Source organism: Nitrosomonas oligotropha, from assembly GCF_009833085.1.
Lineage (GTDB): Bacteria > Pseudomonadota > Gammaproteobacteria > Burkholderiales > Nitrosomonadaceae > Nitrosomonas > Nitrosomonas oligotropha.
This window is the reverse complement of sequence record NZ_QRBZ01000004.1, coordinates 71,539-90,587: the sequence shown is the minus strand read 5'-3', so window position 1 is coordinate 90,587 and position 19,049 is coordinate 71,539. Positions and strand designations below refer to the sequence as shown.

Annotated in this window: 14 protein-coding genes; 7 read left to right on the top strand and 7 right to left on the bottom strand. The window is 50.7% G+C overall.

All coding sequences use genetic code 11. The features are described from left to right. The first annotated feature begins 203 nt into the window (after positions 1-203). The 3 genes from ABD07_RS02165 (at position 204) to ABD07_RS02155 (ending at position 3,971) form a co-directional block, all read left to right on the top strand. On the top strand, positions 204-659 hold the full coding sequence (locus ABD07_RS02165) for a hypothetical protein (protein WP_160816919.1): 456 nt from the start codon (positions 204-206) through the stop codon (positions 657-659). A gap of 162 nt (positions 660-821) precedes the next feature. After that, positions 822-2,735 carry a lytic transglycosylase domain-containing protein gene (locus tag ABD07_RS02160; RefSeq protein ID WP_160816918.1) on the top strand — a complete coding sequence of 638 codons (1,914 nt, stop codon included), beginning with the start codon at positions 822-824 and terminating at the stop codon, positions 2,733-2,735. A gap of 3 nt (positions 2,736-2,738) precedes the next feature. After that, positions 2,739-3,971 (top strand): multifunctional CCA addition/repair protein, encoded by a 1,233-nt coding sequence (locus tag ABD07_RS02155; protein ID WP_160816917.1) that lies wholly within the window; start codon positions 2,739-2,741, stop codon positions 3,969-3,971. 28 nt (positions 3,972-3,999) lie between these two features. Here the strand turns inward: ABD07_RS02155 and ABD07_RS02150 are convergent, their stop codons facing one another. Then, positions 4,000-7,797 (bottom strand): bifunctional diguanylate cyclase/phosphodiesterase, encoded by a 3,798-nt coding sequence (locus ABD07_RS02150; protein WP_160816916.1) that lies wholly within the window; start codon positions 7,795-7,797, stop codon positions 4,000-4,002. Between the two features lie 331 nt (positions 7,798-8,128). On the opposite strand from ABD07_RS02150, the gene ABD07_RS02145 reads away from it, so the two are divergent. Beyond that, the gene (locus tag ABD07_RS02145; protein ID WP_160816915.1) at positions 8,129-9,217 is read left to right on the top strand and encodes a DUF4214 domain-containing protein; all 1,089 of its coding nucleotides are present in this window, start codon (positions 8,129-8,131) and stop codon (positions 9,215-9,217) included. 32 nt (positions 9,218-9,249) lie between these two features. Here the strand turns inward: ABD07_RS02145 and ABD07_RS02140 are convergent, their stop codons facing one another. Then, positions 9,250-9,810: a hypothetical protein gene (locus ABD07_RS02140; RefSeq protein WP_160816914.1), complete on the bottom strand. Its 561-nt coding sequence runs from the start codon at positions 9,808-9,810 to the stop codon at positions 9,250-9,252. 40 nt (positions 9,811-9,850) lie between these two features. After that, entirely contained in the window at positions 9,851-10,633 is a 783-nt protein-coding gene (locus ABD07_RS02135; RefSeq protein WP_160816913.1) for a YiiX/YebB-like N1pC/P60 family cysteine hydrolase, read from the bottom strand. 171 nt (positions 10,634-10,804) lie between these two features. Here ABD07_RS02135 and ABD07_RS02130 point away from each other — a divergent pair, with 171 nt between their 5' ends. Continuing rightward, the gene (locus tag ABD07_RS02130) at positions 10,805-11,275 is read left to right on the top strand and encodes a potassium channel family protein (protein ID WP_160816912.1); all 471 of its coding nucleotides are present in this window, start codon (positions 10,805-10,807) and stop codon (positions 11,273-11,275) included. Between the two features lie 55 nt (positions 11,276-11,330). Here ABD07_RS02130 and ABD07_RS02125 read toward each other — a convergent pair whose 3' ends face one another. Further along, entirely contained in the window at positions 11,331-12,386 is a 1,056-nt protein-coding gene (locus tag ABD07_RS02125; protein WP_160816911.1) for a hypothetical protein, read from the bottom strand. A gap of 157 nt (positions 12,387-12,543) precedes the next feature. Between ABD07_RS02125 and ABD07_RS02120 the strand changes: the two genes are divergently transcribed. Next, complete coding sequence (locus ABD07_RS02120) at positions 12,544-13,494, top strand: arginase family protein (RefSeq protein WP_160816910.1); 951 nt, start codon at positions 12,544-12,546, stop codon at positions 13,492-13,494. On the opposite strand, the gene ABD07_RS02115 is transcribed toward ABD07_RS02120, so the two are convergent. From ABD07_RS02115 to zigA, 3 genes are all read right to left on the bottom strand, one after another. Continuing rightward, on the bottom strand, positions 13,491-14,609 hold the full coding sequence (locus tag ABD07_RS02115) for a GTP-binding protein (RefSeq protein ID WP_160816909.1): 1,119 nt from the start codon (positions 14,607-14,609) through the stop codon (positions 13,491-13,493). The genes ABD07_RS02120 and ABD07_RS02115 overlap by 4 nt on opposite strands. A gap of 40 nt (positions 14,610-14,649) precedes the next feature. Then, positions 14,650-15,114 carry a Fur family transcriptional regulator gene (locus tag ABD07_RS02110; protein WP_108697619.1) on the bottom strand — a complete coding sequence of 155 codons (465 nt, stop codon included), beginning with the start codon at positions 15,112-15,114 and terminating at the stop codon, positions 14,650-14,652. A 124-nt stretch (positions 15,115-15,238) separates the two neighbouring features. Next, positions 15,239-16,441, bottom strand: a complete 1,203-nt coding sequence (gene zigA, locus ABD07_RS02105) for a zinc metallochaperone GTPase ZigA (RefSeq protein WP_160816908.1) — start codon at positions 16,439-16,441, stop codon at positions 15,239-15,241. Between the two features lie 331 nt (positions 16,442-16,772). Between zigA and ABD07_RS02100 the strand changes: the two genes are divergently transcribed. Next, positions 16,773-19,022 (top strand): TonB-dependent receptor, encoded by a 2,250-nt coding sequence (locus ABD07_RS02100; RefSeq protein WP_160816907.1) that lies wholly within the window; start codon positions 16,773-16,775, stop codon positions 19,020-19,022. The last annotated feature ends 27 nt before the right edge of the window (positions 19,023-19,049 follow it).

Below are 19,049 nucleotides of genomic sequence, written 5' to 3'. Positions count from 1 at the left end.
TACACAACAATTCATCAGGCCGCCTGAGCTTGATTAACCCGCCTTGTCAGAGCTTAACTTCGCTTCCAGGTTGTACAGGTTAATGGCGCCACTTCAGCGAAAGAAAATAGCGATATTGATACGCGAATAGCGGTTTTATCTTGATGATAGGATCGGTTTTGCGGAAAAAGTACTGGTTTATGCAAAATAACAAAAGAATACCGATGAAAATTGAACGACTGATCACCATTATCACCAACCTCGCCGTGGTCGCGGGTATGGTGCTTGTGGTGTTTGAGCTGCAACAAAACCGGGAAGCGATTCAGATCGCGCATCAGCTATCTCTCGCGGGGTTAATCAGTCAAACGCATCTGGCGGTTGCATCGGAGCACGAACTTGCGGACCTGATAGCTCGCGCAAAGCGTAACGACACGCAGGATTTCAGTCCCGCGGATATTGAGCGCGTCAATCAATGGGCGCTGGCATTCCTTGAACCGCGCATCAGCTCGTACCATCTCAGGAGCAACGAATTCGTTGTGCTGGAAGATTGGTGCGATCTCATGCGCGATTTTACCGATCTCTACCGGCATCCCTACTTTGGCGCCATCGTGAAGTCTGACCTCAGTTATGCCGATGCCATAATGGCGGATATCGAGAACCGCTGTACTGTGAATAAATAACCCGTAAAGCGGAAAGGCTTGCCTGACCCCTCTGTTCCACGTGCGCATCCTTGCGCCCATCCCGCACCGGTACTTTGCAATGCTCTTCCAGCTTGATTCGTTGTAAAATACTTGTCATCCGTTTCTTAACTACCCTTCCTTGAGTTTATCCGGTTAAAAGCTATGAGAAATTATCTAGTTGGACTAATCCTTTTAGCTTATTTGGGAACGCTATCAGCCAGTCAGGACGGTGATTTTCTAGCCGCCCGGGAAGCATTCCAGACGGGCAATGCCAAACGCCTGGATGAAACTGCCGCACGGTTGCAACGCCATGTGTTATGGCCTTATGTGGATTATTATCAGCAGCGCATGCTGCTACGCACCACCGATAACGCCAATATCCGCTATTTCCTGTCGCGTTACGACGGTGCTCTGGTTGCAGACCGGATGCGCGGCGACTGGCTCAAAATGCTGGGCAAGAATCAGCAATGGGCGCTTTTTGACGCCGAATATCCGCTGCTGGTGAATAAAGATAATGAATTATTGTGCTATTACTATCAGCGCCGCCTGAATGCCAATGATCGTACAGTGCTGACCGAAGCACGCGTGTTATGGTTTACCCCGGCCAGTCTGCCGGATAGCTGCACTCCCGTTTTCCAGGCGCTCATATCCAGCGGCCAGATCAAAGTCGAAGACATTTGGACGCGAATCCGTCTGGCTTTGGAAGAAAATCAAACCGGCGTGGCCACACATGCGAACCGCTATCTACCCAGCGTCGAAGCGCTGAACAGCACCGAGCTGAATAATGCCGCGAAGAATCCGCAGCGTTACCTGGAAACCCTGAAACGAAAAATCAAAACACGCAGTGACCGCGAAATTGTCTTGTTCGCGCTGTTACGCCTGCTGCGCAACGATACCAACCCGGCGTATGTGCAGTGGTTGAAGGTCAAGGATCAACTGACCGCATCCGATCGTTCCTATTTCCTCGGGAGACTCGGGCATCGCGCCGCCATGCGGCATGATTCACGTGCCTTGGACTGGTTCCGGGAAGCGCAAAGCATGACACCGTATTATCCGCCATCGGATACCGTGCTGGCGTGGCAAGTTCGCGCGGCTTTGCGCGCGACCCATTGGGATGAAGTGCTGAAAACCATCGAACGGATGTCACCCGCCGAACAGCAAACCGATACCTGGCGCTACTGGAAAGCGCGTGCGTTAAAAACCAAAGGCAGAACGCAGGATGCCAACGACATTTTCATTCCGCTCAGCAACGAGCACAGTTTTTATGGTCAGTTGGCCAGAGAAGAACTGGGCACCATACTGACCATCGCGGACAAAACTTACCGCGTCAGTAACGCGGAAGTATCCGCCATGGAGCGTAACCCCGGCCTGCAACGTGCGTTGGCTTTTTCGCGCATGAATTTGCGCACCGAAGCGCTGCGGGAATGGAGCTGGACCGTCCGCAACTTCAGCGATGCCGAGCTGCTGGCCGCGGCGGAAGTCGCCCGCCGTCAAGGCTTATATGACCGTGCGATCAATACCGCCAACCGCACCGTCTCGCAGCACGATTTCAGTTTGCGCTTTTTATCGCCGCACCGTGAAACCCTCAAAAAAGTTCTGCAACAACATCAGTTGGACGAAGCCTGGGTATACGGTTTGATCCGGCAAGAAAGCCGCTTCATTGCGGATATCAAATCGCACGCCGGCGCAGCCGGTTTGATGCAATTGATGCCCGCCACCGCCGAATGGGTGGCCAAGCAATTGGGCATACCGAATTTCCGCCAGCATCTGGTGGTCGATGTGAATACCAATTTGCAGCTGGGCACCTACTATCTCAAGCACGTGCTCGGCACGTTGGACAATCAGCCGCTGCTGGCTTCCGCTGCGTATAACGCCGGACCGGGACGCGCCAGACGCTGGCGTGACAACACCGTGCCGCTGGAAGGCGCGATTTACGCCGAGACGATCCCTTTTAACGAAACGCGTGATTACGTTAAAAAGGTTTTGAAAAATTCGATGTATTACGCCAAGGTGCTCGACCACGGTCAAGATGCGCCGACACTGAAGGAGCGCCTGGGCGTTGTCAGGGCGAAATAAGCCGTGAAAACTTACCTTGTAGGCGGTTCGGTTCGCGATGAACTGCTGGGACTGCCGGTCAAAGATCATGATTATGTCGTGGTCGGCGCTTCGCCCGAAGAAATGGAGCAACTCGGTTATCGTCCGGTCGGCAAGGATTTTCCGGTTTTTTTGCATCCGCAAACGCATGAACAATATGCCTTGGCGCGCACGGAGCGGAAAATTTCGCGCGGCTACAAGGGATTTGAAGTATTCACCTCGCCGCAAGTCACGTTGCAGGAAGATCTGGTGCGGCGCGATTTGACCATCAATTCGATCGCCAAGGACGAAGAAGGCAACATCATCGATCCTTTCAACGGTGTGGCCGACTTGGAAGCCGGTATTCTGCGTCATATCAGCCCGGCATTTTCCGAAGATCCGGTGCGCATTCTGCGCGCAGCACGGTTTGCCGCGCGTTTCAATTTTCACGCCGCCCCGGAAACACTCGCCTTGATGAGCGATATGGTGCATAACGGCGAAGTGGACGCACTGGTGCCGGAGCGCGTTTGGCAGGAGCTGTCGCGCGGTTTGATGGAAAATAATCCGTCGCGGATGTTCCACATGTTGCGCGAATGCGGTGCATTAGCGCGCATCATGCCGGAAGTCGATGTGCTGTTCGGTGTTCCGCAACCGGCGCACGCACACCCGGAAATCGATACCGGCGTGCATATCATGCTGGCGATCGATTACGCCGCCGCGCAAAATTATTCGTTGCCGGTGCGCTTTGCCACGCTGATGCACGATCTGGGCAAAGGAACCACCCCGCCCGAGGAGTGGCCGCGCCATATCGGCCACGAGGCGCGCAGTATCGAACTGACGCAAAACGTATGCGAACGCATCAGGGTGCCAAAAGATGCCCGCGATCTGGCTTTACTGGTCGCCCGTTACCACGGCGACGTGCATCGCGCCGCAGAACTGAAGCCGTCCACGCTGGCGGATATGCTGCAAGCGGTCGATGCCTACCGCAAACCCGGCCGGTTTGAAGAATTTTTGCAGGCTTGTGCGTGCGATTTTCACGGCCGCCCCGGCTACGCCACCAAACCGTATGCCCAGGCCGGGCGGTTTCAACAGGCCTATTCCGCTGCCAGAAGCGTCGATGCCGGAGCCATTGCCGCGGAATTGCGCCAGCGCATCGCGGATGCCACGGCATTGCCCGCAGCCATCAATGCGCGTGTGCGCGAAACACGTATCGCCAGAATAAGCGCCGAATTCGGCTAAGAAGCCAAGCCGTGGCTGAATCCTGATATCAGGATTTACCGGGAATTTGCGCGCTTGGACGGCCAAAATAATAGCCTTGCGCAAGATCGACCCCCAGATTTTTCACCATACTCAGCGTAGCGGCGTCTTCAACGAATTCCGCCACGGTTAACTTGCCAAGCCCGCGCGCGACTTCCACCATGGCTTTGACAAAAATCTGATTGTCGCGGTTATTGGGGAGATCGCGGATAAACAATCCGTCGATTTTAAGAATTTCCACCCCCAGGTATTTCAGATAACCGAACGTGGAAAAGCCGCTGCCGAAATCGTCCAGGCAAACACAACAACCGGCTTGATGAACCGCTTCGATGAAGCGTTGCGCATCCTGAATATCCGACACCGCCGCCGTTTCGGTCAGTTCGATGATGAGACGTCCCGGGTCTACGCGCAGTTCGCTTAACAGATTGCGGATATATTGGGGAATCGCCGGATCGTCAAACGTCCGGCCGGAAATATTGATAGCGGCTGGGGGCATATCGGGATTCTCGCTGAGCAATTCGATGCTGCGCCGGATCACCCAGCGGTCGATCGTGACAATCTGGCCGTTCTTTTCCGCTATGGGAATAAATTGGCCCGGCATGATCAAATGCGCCGGTTCATTCACATCGCGCATCCTGACGAGAATCTCCACATGAGTCAGCGCATTGTGCGCGGTTTCGTAGACACCTTGAAAATGGATTTCAAACAGATTCTGTTCCAGCGCCTGGGCAATCCGGTTATACCAAGTCAGCCGGTGCATCATGGCTTCCGACGAATCACGCTGAGGATCGTAGACTGCCCAGGTATTCTTGCCCTGATTCTTGGCCTGATACATCGCTGCATCCGCATGCGCCACCAAATCCTCGGCTGTTTCGCCGTGCTCGGGGAAAATAGCGACACCGACGCTGGTCGTCAGACGGATATTGGTGTCGCGGAAATGCAGCGGAATCGATGAGATGGACGTTACAATCCGGGCGGGAAGAATACTCAAATCGTCATCCGGTTGCAGATGGCTCAGAATGGCAAATTCATCGCCCCCCAAACGGGCGAACACTTCGATATGCCGCACAATGCTGGAAATCTCGCCCGCTGTCCGGACCAGCACGGTATCACCGGCCCGGTGTCCGAAAGTATCATTAATGTATTTGAAATCATCGAGATCAAAATACAATAGCGCAAATTTCTGCCGCTGGCGTAATGCAGTGGCAATCAGAGTATTCAGTTCTTCCTGGAAGCGATGGCGATTATACAAACCGGTCAACGGATCACGTTCCGCCAGATACAGCAGCTGCTGCGCGGTTTGCCGCTCTTGCGTAATATCCTCGTAAATCCATAAGCACCCGATAATCCGCCCCTCGATGTCATTCACGGGATACGATAACTGGGTAAGCGTCCGTCCGTTAGTCAATTCGAGTTCACAGCGCTCGCCGATTTCATGCGTATCCAGCACATTCAACACATGCTTGGAAGCGTGATTGGGTTGGGCAAAACGTTCGCCGGAACTCTCGAGGATAGTTCTGGCGGGCTTATTCAATAAGTTCTCGTGTTCGCCGATACCCCACATCCGCAAGAATGCCGGATTGACATACTCCACCCGGTGTTCATTGTCTTCAAACAAAATGCCCATGTTCATGGCGGAAAGTAATGCGCCCATGCGGCTTTGTTCCCGCTCTGCCAGTACACGTAATTCCCGTTGGTGGCGCTCGGATACTTTCAATTCTTCCAAAGCCGCGCTTAATTCTTCTTCCGCTTTTCGTTGGTGCGTAATATCCAGCATCACGCCTTGCAACAACACCGGCTTTCCATCCTCGTCTTTCAACCAGACCGCGTCATCCCGCACCCAGGCAATACCGCCATCCTTCTTATGAATGCGGTATTCCGCATGATAAGCTACACCATCCCTCAGACTGATCGATAGAGCGGACACAATACGCTCCCGGTCATCCGCATGGATTTGCCGCGTCCACAGCTGCGGATCATCGAGCCACTCTTGCACGCTAAAACCAAGTTGCGATTTGAGCTGCGGACTCACGAAGACGGTGTGAACATCGGGATCCATGGCGGCGGTATAAGTAACGGCCGGGATTTGTTCTATCAGTGTGCGGTATCTCGATTCAATATTGCGCCGCTCGGTGATATCGCGCGCAAACCCTACGATGCCGATGATTTCATCGTGACTGCCGCGCAACGGTAATTTTATAGTATCAAACCAGCGGGATTGCCCATTGCCGAGCGTAGCTTGATCAGCAGGATTACGTATGCGCTTGCCGGAAAATGCTTCGTCGTCATCGGCGTGAAATCCGCGGATATTTCGAGCCGGATCGCCATAACAGATATAGCCCGGCCAGAAATCGGTATCCGGCCTGCCCAGCAAGTCTTCCGGTTTAAGACCGACGCCATCGGCAAAAGCCTGGTTCACCAATAAAAAGCGATGCTGTTTGTCTTTTACAAAAATCCAGTCCGGCGTGGCATCGATGACGGCGCGCAACAGATTCCTGGCTTGATTGATTTCTTCTTCCGCGCGCTTCTGCTCACTGATATCGGTATGCGTGCCGAGCATGCGCAGCGGCTGGCCTTGCTGATTCCACTCGACGATTTTTCCCAGCGAGAGTATCCATTTCCACTCCCCTTGCTGCGTCAGTTGGCGGAATTCCATCCGGTAATCTTCGCGTAAACCGCCGATGTAGTCGCTGTACACTTGGTAAGCGGCATCCCGGTCCGCCGGATGCGTACGTTCTAACCAGCGCCTATCCGTTTCCACAAAAGATTGCGGATCATAACCCAACATGCGGGCATATTCGGGACTGACCATCGCTTCCCCGGTTTGCACATTCAAATCGTACAACCCCTGATTTGCCGCCGCCAGCGCCAGACGCAAGCGTGATTCGCTATCCTGCAATTGCTGCTCCGCCTGGCGCTGATTCGCCTGGATACCGATCATCATAAAAGCGATGAACGTAATCGTTGCAACAAAAATACACAATACTAATTGATCAAGTTGAAAATCCCCTCTGGAGAAAGGGCCGGCCCCTTGCGCCGTGCCTAGGACCGCAATCGAGGAAATCGCTAGAACCACGATAAAAGTCTCTAACGCATTTAAACGTAAACCCGCCCATATTAAAGGGGGGAAAACCAGGAAGGCCAGCGGCAACATGAGTTGACTGATAGCCATAACGCCGCCGAATATCAGCCATGTCAGGCAAACACAACTGCCTAGCACTAAAATAAATTCCAGCTTGATCTGTGACGGCGATAGCGGGGTTTGCCGGAGATTCGTCAGGAACAGCAAGAATGGCGTGAATACCAGAACACCCACCGTATCCCCAAGCCACCAGCCGACCCAAGCGCGAGAGAGTACATCGAATGACAGCATTCCACCGGCATACAACGCAAAGACGCCGATACTGGAGGTCAACAGCATACTGCCTGGCCCGATCAGCAAGAAGGTCATTACATCGCGCCCGCGTATAAAGCTGTTTTGAAAGCCCATCACTTTTCTAAGCAACAATGCCCCCAATACCGGACCTGCGGTATTGCCTAAAGCGATGGCCAAAACAACGGGCGAGGTGAGATCACCGGTAGACAGGTTTGTGACAAGCGCGCCCAGGAATATACCCGGCCAGCACGGCAACCCCCAAAGCAACAGTGCCGCCAAAGCAATCCCGGAAGGCGGCCAAAACAAGGTGATACTTGAACCTATATAAGGTGCGTTTAATCCTGCCTTTCCCCCGGCGAAATACGCCGATGCCAGCAGTAATATCTGCGTGACCAATAGAAATAGCGATTTTTTTACGTGTTGTTGTTCCATATCCAAGGGCGGTTGGCTGATTCTATAAGCTAAAGCACTATCTTGGAATATGAAAACATAATATGTATGAGTCTCAGGAACTTAAAGCAGGTGAGCACGCGCTGGTTTTCATATCGCACAATAAGATTATCACATTGAAGATTAGAACGAAATTCTATTGCACGCAGTAGCCGGAAAAAGTATTTTTAGTCAAATCATTTGATGCCATGTCACGATGCATCCGTGATTCAATATCCTGAAGATAGCGTTTTTCATTTCCGCTTATCGTTATATCATGTCAGTGGCTTCAATGGATTGGCTGCCATATTCCAGCTTAAGGGAGGAGAAGAAAATGACATTCCACATATTTCACATTAACGAAGTGTATTCCAATGCTGACGGAACCGTTCAATTCATCGAATTTACAGGAGATGCCAACGATCAGGACGAGTGGGCCGGACATACGATCACCTCAACCAGTGGCGCCACCACCCACACGTATACTTTCCCGGCGAACCTTCCCAGCGAGACAACTCTGAGCAAGTCCGTATTGGTTGCAACGCAGGGATTTTCAGCGCTGGGTTTAATCACGCCCGATTACATCATTCCGAATGGCTTTTTGTTTACCGGCAGCGGCAGTGTCACTTTTCCCGGAATGTTTGGCGGTACGATAACTTATGCCGGATTACCGGTCGATGGCATAAAGTCACTCAACCGGGATGGTTCGACGGGGACTAATTCCCCCGCCAATTTTTCAGGCGAGACCGTTACTTTACCTCCCAATGTGTTGTTCGGCACCGATGATCCTGACAATTTGACCGGCACATCCGGAGACGATTTTATTCTCGCAGCCGGTGGAGACGATACGTTGAATGGTTTGGAAGGCAATGACACGCTGAATGGCGGCTTGGGTGCCGACACGGCGGTCTATAGCAGCAACCATGCGAATTACACCGTTCTCGGAACAAGCTTGGGAATGACAGTATCCGGGACGGAAGGTAACGATACGCTCACCGGTATCGAACGTTTTCAATTTGCCGATCAAAAAGTCGCGATCGACCTCAATGACGGCCAAGCTGCAGGCAACACGGTCAGACTGATCGGCGCGGCATTCGATGCGCCAACCATTCAGGCACACCCGGACTATGTCGGCATTGGGCTTGGTTTGTTCGATTCCGGTCAGAGCATGCTGCAAGTTTCGCAACTGGTGATCGGTGTGCTGGGTAATCCGGACAATGACACTTTTGTGGATACGGTGTACCAGAATGTTGTCGGCAGCGCACCGTCACCCGCGGATCACAACCTGTATACCGGATTGCTGACAGGCAGCGGCGGTACGTTATCGCAAGCGCAACTCCTAGAAATTGCGGCCAATTCCGAGGTGAATGCCACGCACATCGATTTAATCGGATTGCAGCAAACCGGAGTGGAATTTACTTAATCGCCCGGCGGATCATGCTTTGTTTCGGTTTTTCAAAGTAGCGGAGTAACGCGCAGGATTACTTTGTAATCCTGTTTTTTAATGGCCGCACCGGTCGCAGGGTAAGGTTGTACAGCCAGCAATTCCAATTTGTAATCAGAAAGTTCGTGAACGATGGGGTAGACATTCGGAGAAGTCAGCGCGATCTTTTCCGGATCCTTCCCTGCACGGATGACATCGAGTGCGATAACAACCTGCCCTGACCAGATGCACGCCATATCAGCCGGACAACGCGAATCTTCTGTCACATCGGAAAAACGAATCTGCAGACCGGTGCTGCCGATCTGTGCGGTGTGATCCATCGCCAGTTTAAACGGCAGATTGAATTCCGCTTTGTCGCTGGGCGCGGTATCGCTGTACTTCACTATGGAAAATTTTCCACTGTCAAAATCCAGCTGTAATTCAACATCGTACAGCAGATCATTGTTGTCCACAGTGATCTGTGGAATACGCACTATCCGTTCCGTCGTAGAGAAACTGGGCAATTCAACCGCCGCCGCAGCACATGGAACAAAAAAGCTACTGAACAAACCGATAGCAAGCAATTTTTTCATGATATCAATGCCTCATTCTGGATGAATTACTGTCATTCCGCTATTCACAGCCGGGTTCGCGATCTTCGTCGCTCCAAGCCAGTGAGCGGTAGTCAAAACCATTTTCAATCACCGGTTTAATAATGTCAAAGTAGGGCGAGATATCGAAATCGCGCGGTGTATAAAGGCTGTAATGACGAATATGGTAGATATCCGCGTAACAATCGGTATGCCTTGGATCATCCGACCAGGCGCGTTGAATTTCCGGCAATATCGGATAACGCACCGACTCAAACGCTTGCGCGATCAGCGTCGAACAGATCGCCCGTGTCGGATCTCCACTGCCGAGGGCTAGCATACGTCTGCGAAATCTTGTCGGAACCGGCATTGTCGGCAGCAAATAGCGCAAAAGATCGAAAATGTGCTTGAGATCATAGTGCTGGCCGATACGCGCGATAACAAAATCCACCACGCGCTTCCGATCCTCATCGTTCAAACCGACAGGACGGCAAATCCGGGTATGCATTTGCGCATAGTGCGCGAGCGTTATCGCGCGCACACCTTCCTTCAGATCGGCTTCAATCAGTACCTGGGGCAGCTGCCAGGGCGCGCTGTGCGGTAGCACGTTACCAATGTACAGCGCGGCATGCGACCAGGTGGATTGTGTGAGGTATTTGATGGCTACGCTAACACGGGTATCTCCCTCCACCAGCAGCACATCGCCGGGCTGCAAAGTAGCGGCCAGTTTTTCCTGACTAATCGTTGCCACCTGAACGCTCTGCCGCACCGGCTTGGTTAAGAAGTGTGCCAGCCCGCGGCCAACAATTTCAGTTACCTGCCCCATAAATCCTTCCCTTTATCGATATATGCCATCACAGTATTAACTGCCTGCCGGTATATCAGCCGTTATGTAACGGTGATGCCGGGATACATGGGATAATAATCACATAAATCAGCTTCCATGATAAGTATCCAGGCTCTGTTTTGTGACCGCTAATTTACTTGTCAATAAATAATGAATGAACATGTTGCTCACTTAATCGCACTGGCAGTTTCCGGCGTCATCGTGACTGTTTGCGTGGTATTGCATTACGAAGCGTTGCGTTTCTTAAGCCGCACGGTGGGCGTGCATGTCCATAAGCGCATCGGTGTGCTGGTGGTCATGCTGGGGTTGCTGGTAGCCCATGTGGTGGAAATTATCATTTTTGCGCTGGGCTATCGGGTCATGCAACTGGATACCGGATTGGGTTACATCGCCGGTTTGAACGAAAATAATTTTTTTGACTTTATTTATTTTTCATCGGTTGTTTTTACCACGGTGGGATTTGGAGATCTGGTGCCCACCGGCGCCATCCGCGTGCTCAGCGCCACCGAAGGTTTGACGGGACTGGCGATGATCACCTGGTCGGCATCGTTCACTTTTTTGGCGATGCAGCGTTTATGGCCGCATCTTTTATCTCAAGCGGAACGTAACGCGAAGGATTGAACCGTGACCCGATGGCTCCGGCTTTAAGCTGCAGAAACCATCGGATCAATTCATCCTATTCCGCCCTTTTCAGCGCACTCAAGTCCTGCTGATATTTCGCCTTGCACTGTTCCACCTTACCGCCGATATCAAGCAAGCCGGAGGTTCGCATGCATTCGTTATATTCAAACAAAATATCATTCTTTTTCTGCGCAATCTCAAGCGAAGTTGACAGCTGCTTGACTTGCTGCGCGATATTCTTCAAATTGGTATCCGAAGCAGCGCCAACACCTTCTATGCTTTCTTTGGTCGCATCCAGTTTCTTCAACGAAACCTGATTGATTTTATTGACTTGCTCAGTAAACGCCTGATTGGCCTTATTGGAGTAATTTCTTAATTCATCGACATTCTGTTGCGTAATGCCTGCTAACCTCGTTTGATAATTATTGAGTTCTCCCTGAACGAAGGTATTGATACTCTCTTTAAAGCCGTCCAACGAACTATCGATTTCCTGTTTGAATCCCTGCATTTTTCTTTCTATTAAAACTTTGACATCATCATCCAGCTTTTTAACGATAGAGTCGGAAATTTTATCAACCGGCGGACGTGAGTCGATAATTTCAACTTTTGCCGCAGCCAAGTTGGATTTTATGTCATCGCCCAGGGATTTCTGTTTGCTGTCGATCTGATTGAGCGAGTTTTTCTCATTTTCCGCGACCAGCCAGGAAATCAGCACCAGCTCTTTTTTCTTTTCCTGATTCAAGCCATGAATCATCTCGTCCAACATACTCGCAACCGCTTCCTTATCCGCAATGCCTTTGGCATGGGTTAAGCTGGCCGAATCCAGATAACTCTGCAAATTGCCCTGAATCTCGCTGATATTGGCATTCGCTCTCGCGGATACCAGCGACTGACGATAAAACTCGTACGGCAAATAAACCAGCGCCAGGAGCGCGCACACAATGGATGCCGCCGTTTTCCAGCGTTTGTGCTGGATATAAAAACTCAATCCGAGAAATACCAAAGCCAAAAGGAAAATCGGCATTAAAATTTGCGCGATTTCCAGCCAGCCTCTTTCCATCAGCGATTCAAACGAAACAAACTTCAATATTTTGGCAATAAACTCATTCATCAACGACTCCCCATATGACGAAAAAATGCAATTAAACGTAACAGATAACAGCTATTATTCATGATAGCGATAATTTATCATGGTATAGCCGTTTGATTGTATAAACTTTGGCTTTCAACACCTGCCGGCATCAAACTTCAACGTAACAGGAAATAGCGTGCAAACAGCATATATCACCCACCCGGATTGTCTCAAGCATGACATGGGCATGGCCCATCCGGAGTGCCCGCAGCGCTTAATCGTCATTGAAAACGAACTGAAAACCAGCGGGTTGCTGGCGCAATTGCAGCGTTACGAGGCGCCGCTGGCCACAACGGAACAATTGGCGCGCGTGCATACTTTGGAATACATTGAAAGCATCCGCCGGGATACCCCGGCGGCCGGTTTGATCGCATTGGATGCGGATACCGCGATGAATCCTTTTTCACTCAGTGCCGCGTTACACGCAGCGGGAGCGGTTGTGCTGGCCACCGATCTGGTTCTGGCCGGTACCGTCAACAATGCATTCTGCGCCGTCCGTCCGCCCGGTCATCATGCGGAATCGGACCGCGCCATGGGATTCTGCCTGTTCAACAATATCGCGGTCGGGGTGGCGCATGCCATTGCGCAGCATCAGCTGCAACGCGTCGCCATTCTGGATTTTGACGTGCACCACGGCAACGGCAGCGAAGAGATTTTCCGTGACAACCCGCACGTCATGCTGTGCTCGACGTTTCAGCACCCGTTTTATCCCTACAGCGGCGCAAACAGCGCCACCGAACGCATGATCAACGTGCCGCTGCCGCGCGGCTGCAACGGCGCGGTATTCCGCCAAGCCGTCACCGATCATTGGTTACCGGCGCTCGACCGCTTCAAACCGGAGATGATTTTCATCTCCGCCGGGTTCGATGCGCATCGCGACGACGACATGGCCCAGCTGCAACTTGAAGACGAAGACTATGTCTGGATCACACGGCAGATCATGGTTATCGCTGATCACCATGCGCATAGCCGCATTGTTTCGGCGCTGGAAGGCGGTTACGATTTAAAGTCATTAGCACGCTGTGCAGCCGCGCATATTCAAGTATTACAGGCAAAAAAGATCCCGCCCGTTACCGCAAACCGCTAATGGCTGCTTGCAGGCAACGCCGCGCATCCGGTCAACGCGGAAAATGTATCCTCGATCACTGAACGAGGTACATTCCGGGTGATAAATACAATGCGGGTTCGCCGATCTTCCGATGGCCATCCGGTCAATTCCACCGGGGGATGAAAAATATGCTGTACCCCATGAATAACTATCGGACCGGCACGATTCTTCATATTCACCATCCCCTTGATGCGCAAAATATCCGCGCCCTTGACCGTCAGCAGCAAATTCAACCAATCCTCAAACAATTCAGGATCGATCGGCTCGTCAAAGGTAAAACAATAGGACAAAATATGATCATCATGGCGATTTATATCCGGCTGTTTAACGGTGGATCTATTGAGAGAATGGAAAGTTTGCGCTGCACCATGCGGCACAAATTCATATCGGCTTGAAGGATTCCCGGCATACGCTTCCGCGCTCAACCATCTGACAACATCCGGTGTTTTTTGATCTATCGAAAATAAGTTAGCACTGAATACCGCTGGCCCTTCCACCTGACCGTTTACAGCCAAAAATTGTAAAGCGGCGGGATTCAGAATCGCCAAGCGTTGTTGCAACATACAGCGTTGCTGTTCATCGATTAAATCACTTTTGGTTAAAACAATCCGGTCTGCTATCGCAGCCTGCTTTACGGCTTCGGGATGATGGTCCAATGTATCCATCGCGTGGACACAATCAATGGTAGTGACCACAGCATCCAAACGATAGCGCGCGGAAATGTTTTTATCCGTCATCAAGGTATGTAAAATCGGAGCCGGATCAGCCAGTCCGGTGGCTTCGATGATCACCCGGTCGTAGTGGCGTACTCCGTTGCGGGAAAAACGCCAGGTGATATCTTTAAGCACCTTGGCCAAATCACCGCGCATCGCACAGCAGATACATCCATCTCCCACTTCCATGACCAAGGTTTCATTGCTATGCGCAACCAGCAAATGGTCCAGGCTGATTGCACCGAATTCGTTAATCACAACCAGGGTTCGTTTAAAGAGTGGCTGCTGAACCAGATGATTTAACACCGTCGTTTTGCCGCTGCCTAAAAAACCAGTCAGCAGCGAAACCGGAATCGGCGGTGGTTTTGTTACAGTATCCACAATCCTTCAGCTCGCTGAGTAGCAAGCCACGAGACAGCTCTCACGCTGGATGGCTTTGGCAATGTTCACAAACCCCATGCAGTTCCAGTTGTTTTTGCGCCAACATAAAACCGGTGCTTTGAATGCTACGTTCAAGTTCCTCGATGATGCGTTTTTTGATACCGACTTCCTTGACACTGCCACAGCGATCACAGATCAGAAATTGCGGTGTTTCATGCTGATGATCGCATGCAATATGCGCACACGACATATACTGACCGGCAGTTTCCAGTTTATGAACCAGTTTTTCCTGAATCAGGAAATCCAGCATGCGATAAACGGACATCACCGGTAACGATTCCTGGAATTGCGTTTTATACCGATCCACGATTTCATACGCCGAAAGCGGCGTAGCAGAAGCCAACAACACCATGAGAACATTCTTTCGTTTATGCGTTAATTTTGTTCCTGCCGACGCACAAACTTCCCGTGATTTTTTGATTATTTGTTCGATATCGACTGACATTTTTAAAAATTTCAGTATTCAGAATGATTAGAAATACTTCTAGTGATTAACCGGCAAAAGCATATCACGCGAGAGAAATTCTATGTGCAAATCCACAAATTCATTTGAAAATCAAAATCATCACCTATCGATCACTCCACACAGGAAATGGATCTTCCAAGGTTAACCAGTCTTTCTCTCCGGCTTGCGATTCTTCATCGGTCACCAAACATTCGTCCAGCCATTGGCATATTCCTTGTTGATCAATATTCTGACCGATAAAAACCAATTCTTGCCGCCGGTCTCCATGCGGTTCTTCCCATTTCTCCAGTATCGATTTCAAATAATCCTCATCGTGCGGCCACTCATTTCTGGGCACAGCTTTCCAAAACATACCAGCATAACCATAGTGCGCGATGCCACCGGCTTGACTCCACTGACCTGCATAGTCCGGCCGGGTTGCCAGCCAGAAATATCCCTTTGACCGGAGTAATTTTCCTTCTGACCAAGGTTGATGGATAAAATCGTAGAACCGTTGAGGATGAAACGGTTTCCTGGCTGTGTAAACAAAACTGCTGATGCCGTACTCTTCCGTTTCAGGTATATGTTCCCCGCGCATCTCCTTTAACCAGCCGGGTGCCTGCTGGGCATGCTCAAAACTGAACTTTCCGGTGTTTAGAAGTTTGTGTAATTCAACCCGGCCATCCTGGATGGCAATAATTTCAGCTTCGGTATTCAAACTGCGCAAGATACCTCGAAGTTGAATTAACTCACCGGGACTGATCAAGTCAATTTTGTTGATCAAAATGACATCACTGAATTCCACTTGATCAATCAGGAGATCAGCGACACTGCGTTCATCATCTTCCCCCAGGCTTTCTCCTGTTTCCTGAAGCATTTTCGCTTCTTCAAAATCCTTCATGAAATTAACCGCATCCACAACCGTTACCATCGTATCGAGCCGGGCGATATCGGATAGGCTGATTCCCTTCTCGTCAGCGAATGTAAATGTTTCTGCGATCGGTAACGGTTCGGATATGCCTGTGGATTCAATGACCAGATAATCGAACTTTTTCTCAATGGCCAGCCGCCGTACCTCGATGAGCAAATCTTCGCGCAAGGTACAGCAAATGCAGCCATTGCTCATCTCTATGAGCTTTTCTTCTGCGCGGTTAAATGAAATTTCTTTCTCAATGATGGAAGCATCAACATTGATTTCGCTCATATCATTCACAATGACCGCAACACGCAGTTTTTGCCGGTTATTCAAAATATGACTCAATACGGTTGTTTTACCCGCACCCAGAAACCCGGAAAGCACAGTCACCGGTAATCGATCAGTTGACATTAGTTTGATTTAAATTAGTAGAATTGATATTTGTTATGATATAACATATCAAAATAATAACACAATATAATTTCTTCCTAGCCATTAAAAATCAGTCAATTTCCGGCACCACTCAATTCAGCGATGGGTGTGTTAACAGTGACTTGCAACAGCAGCTTTCTTAAGATTTGGTTTGAAGTGCGCTTTCACAAAATTAAACAGATTACTGAAATTAATAATCGATGAATCAATTAAAAATTACAGTGACCATCATGCATTCGCAAAAATTAAACGGTTTGAATAATGCGCGGTTAATCGTAAAAATTCTTCAAACGCCAACAGTCAGTGAAGTATGTTCCATTCCGCACGGCAAATAGCGGCCAGCATTATTGCGGTAATGACGATGAGTGCAATGGACAAAGCAATAGCGGAACAAGTAACCGGGGATCCGGCAGTAACCAAAGTCAGGCCCGAAGCCAGCGCACACAATCCCGCTGTGCAAATGACACCGATCAACATTATCGGTGTTACGCCGGATCAACCCTCCCAGCCCAATACCAGCACACTGAAAGGCCGTTCGCTACGATTGCAACAAGGCAACACACTGGGTCAAACCTTGAACGAGGAACTCGGCGTTAGCAATGCTTCCTTTGGTCCCGGAGTGGGCATCCCGGCGATCCGTGGCCTAACCGGATCCCGGGTGCGCATTTTACAAAGCGGTATTGGCACCCATGACGCCACCAGCTTGAGCCCGGATCATGCCGTGGCGATCGATCCCTTATTCGCCGAAGAAATCAGAATCATGCGAGGCCCGGAAATCATTCGCTATGGCGGCAACGCAATCGGCGGCATTGTTGATGTTAACGATCATCGCATACCCGGAAAGCGCGCCACAAAACCCGCCAGCGGTTCTGTCGAGAGCCGCTATGACACTAACGGAGACGGCACAAATTCCGCCTTTAAATTGAATCTGGGAAAAGACCGGCTGGCATTCAGTTTGGGAGGATTCTTGCGCAAACGGGGTGATACTCAAATTCCAGGAAAAGCAATTGACGAAAGATTGGTAGAACAACAATTCGGTCTGTCAGAGATACAAAATGCCAGTGGCACAATCCCCAATACCGATAGCAGAGGAGTCGGCGGTTTTGCCGGTATATCATGGATTGGCCAAAATATCATGGCGGGTATGGCGGTCAGTCACACGGATAATCGCTACGGAGTGCCCAGAGGCAGTCATCATCTGGACCCCAATCACTTGAATGGTTTGGAAACAATTCTGCCCAAACTCAATGACTTGACAGGATTTGAAGATATCTTCGGCCCGCAAGCACTATTTCCCAATATTCGCATTAACATGCGGCAAACCCGCTATGACTTCAAGTCTGAATGGCACGAGCCAGCACGCGGCATCGAAAGCATCAGTTTCCGCTATGGTTTGGTCGACTACAGACATACTGAGATGGAAGGCGGATCACCTTTCACTAAGTTCAAAAACGATGTCGGTGAAGGGCGTGTTGAAGTACGTCATCATGCGTTTCCGAATCTGACCGGCACCTTTGGCGCACACTGGATACATCGTAATTTTTCCGCGCTGGGTGTAGAAACGTTTGCACCTCGTACCAAGCAACAGTCTTTGGGCTTATACACTACGCAAGATTACGCCTGGAATAATTGGATTTTGCGTGGCGGACTTCGCTTTGAACACGCACACATCGACCCCAGCGTAAACGAATTGAGACTGCGCGGCAGCGCTCTGCCGCCAGTGCAATTACCCAACGCACTCGACTATCAAGCATTGTCTGCTTCATCAGCACTGCAATGGAATCCGCGGACAGATACCGCATTGACGCTGACCTTAAATCGCGGCAAGCGTCCGCCGGATATCCAGGAACTATTGGCGCTCGGCCCGCATTTGTCGACTCGCAGTTTTGAAATCGGCAATGTGCAGCTCAAGAATGAGACTGTGAATATGGCCGATTTAGGAATTGAATGGAAGCCAGGGCGAATCAGCGCGCGAATCAACGGTTACTACAACCGTACTGACGATTTTATCTACCTGCGGAATACCGGTTTGGTGTATGAAATTGACAACGAGGTGATCCGTCAGCGCTGTGTCAGTGATGCGGAATGTGTATCGGTCCTCGCCTACGATCAACGGCATGCCGAGTTTATCGGCTTCGAATCCAGGATTGACGCAACGCTTTATCAAATGCCGCAAGGCAATTTGCTGCTCAGTTTATTTTCCGATTATGTACGCGGCCGTTTTGTCACTGGCGACCGCGATGATGTACCGCGTATGCCGCCACTTCGTTACGGCGCCGAACTGGGATACGGCAACCCCACCTGGAATACCGCGGTACGGTACACCCGGGCTGAAGCGCAGCATTATCCGGGAAGAAACGAAACACCCACTGATAGCTACCATTTATTGACCGCAACGGCAGATTATCAAATCACAACGAGCAAATGGGGCAATTTGTGGCTATTTGCCAAAGGACACAATCTGCTGAACGAGGAAATACGTAATTCGGTTTCTTTTTTGCGAAATTTTGCACCGGAGCCGGGACGAAGTTTCATAGTGGGCGCGCGCGCCACATTCTAAAACTGGCTGCAATCGGGAATCTCGACA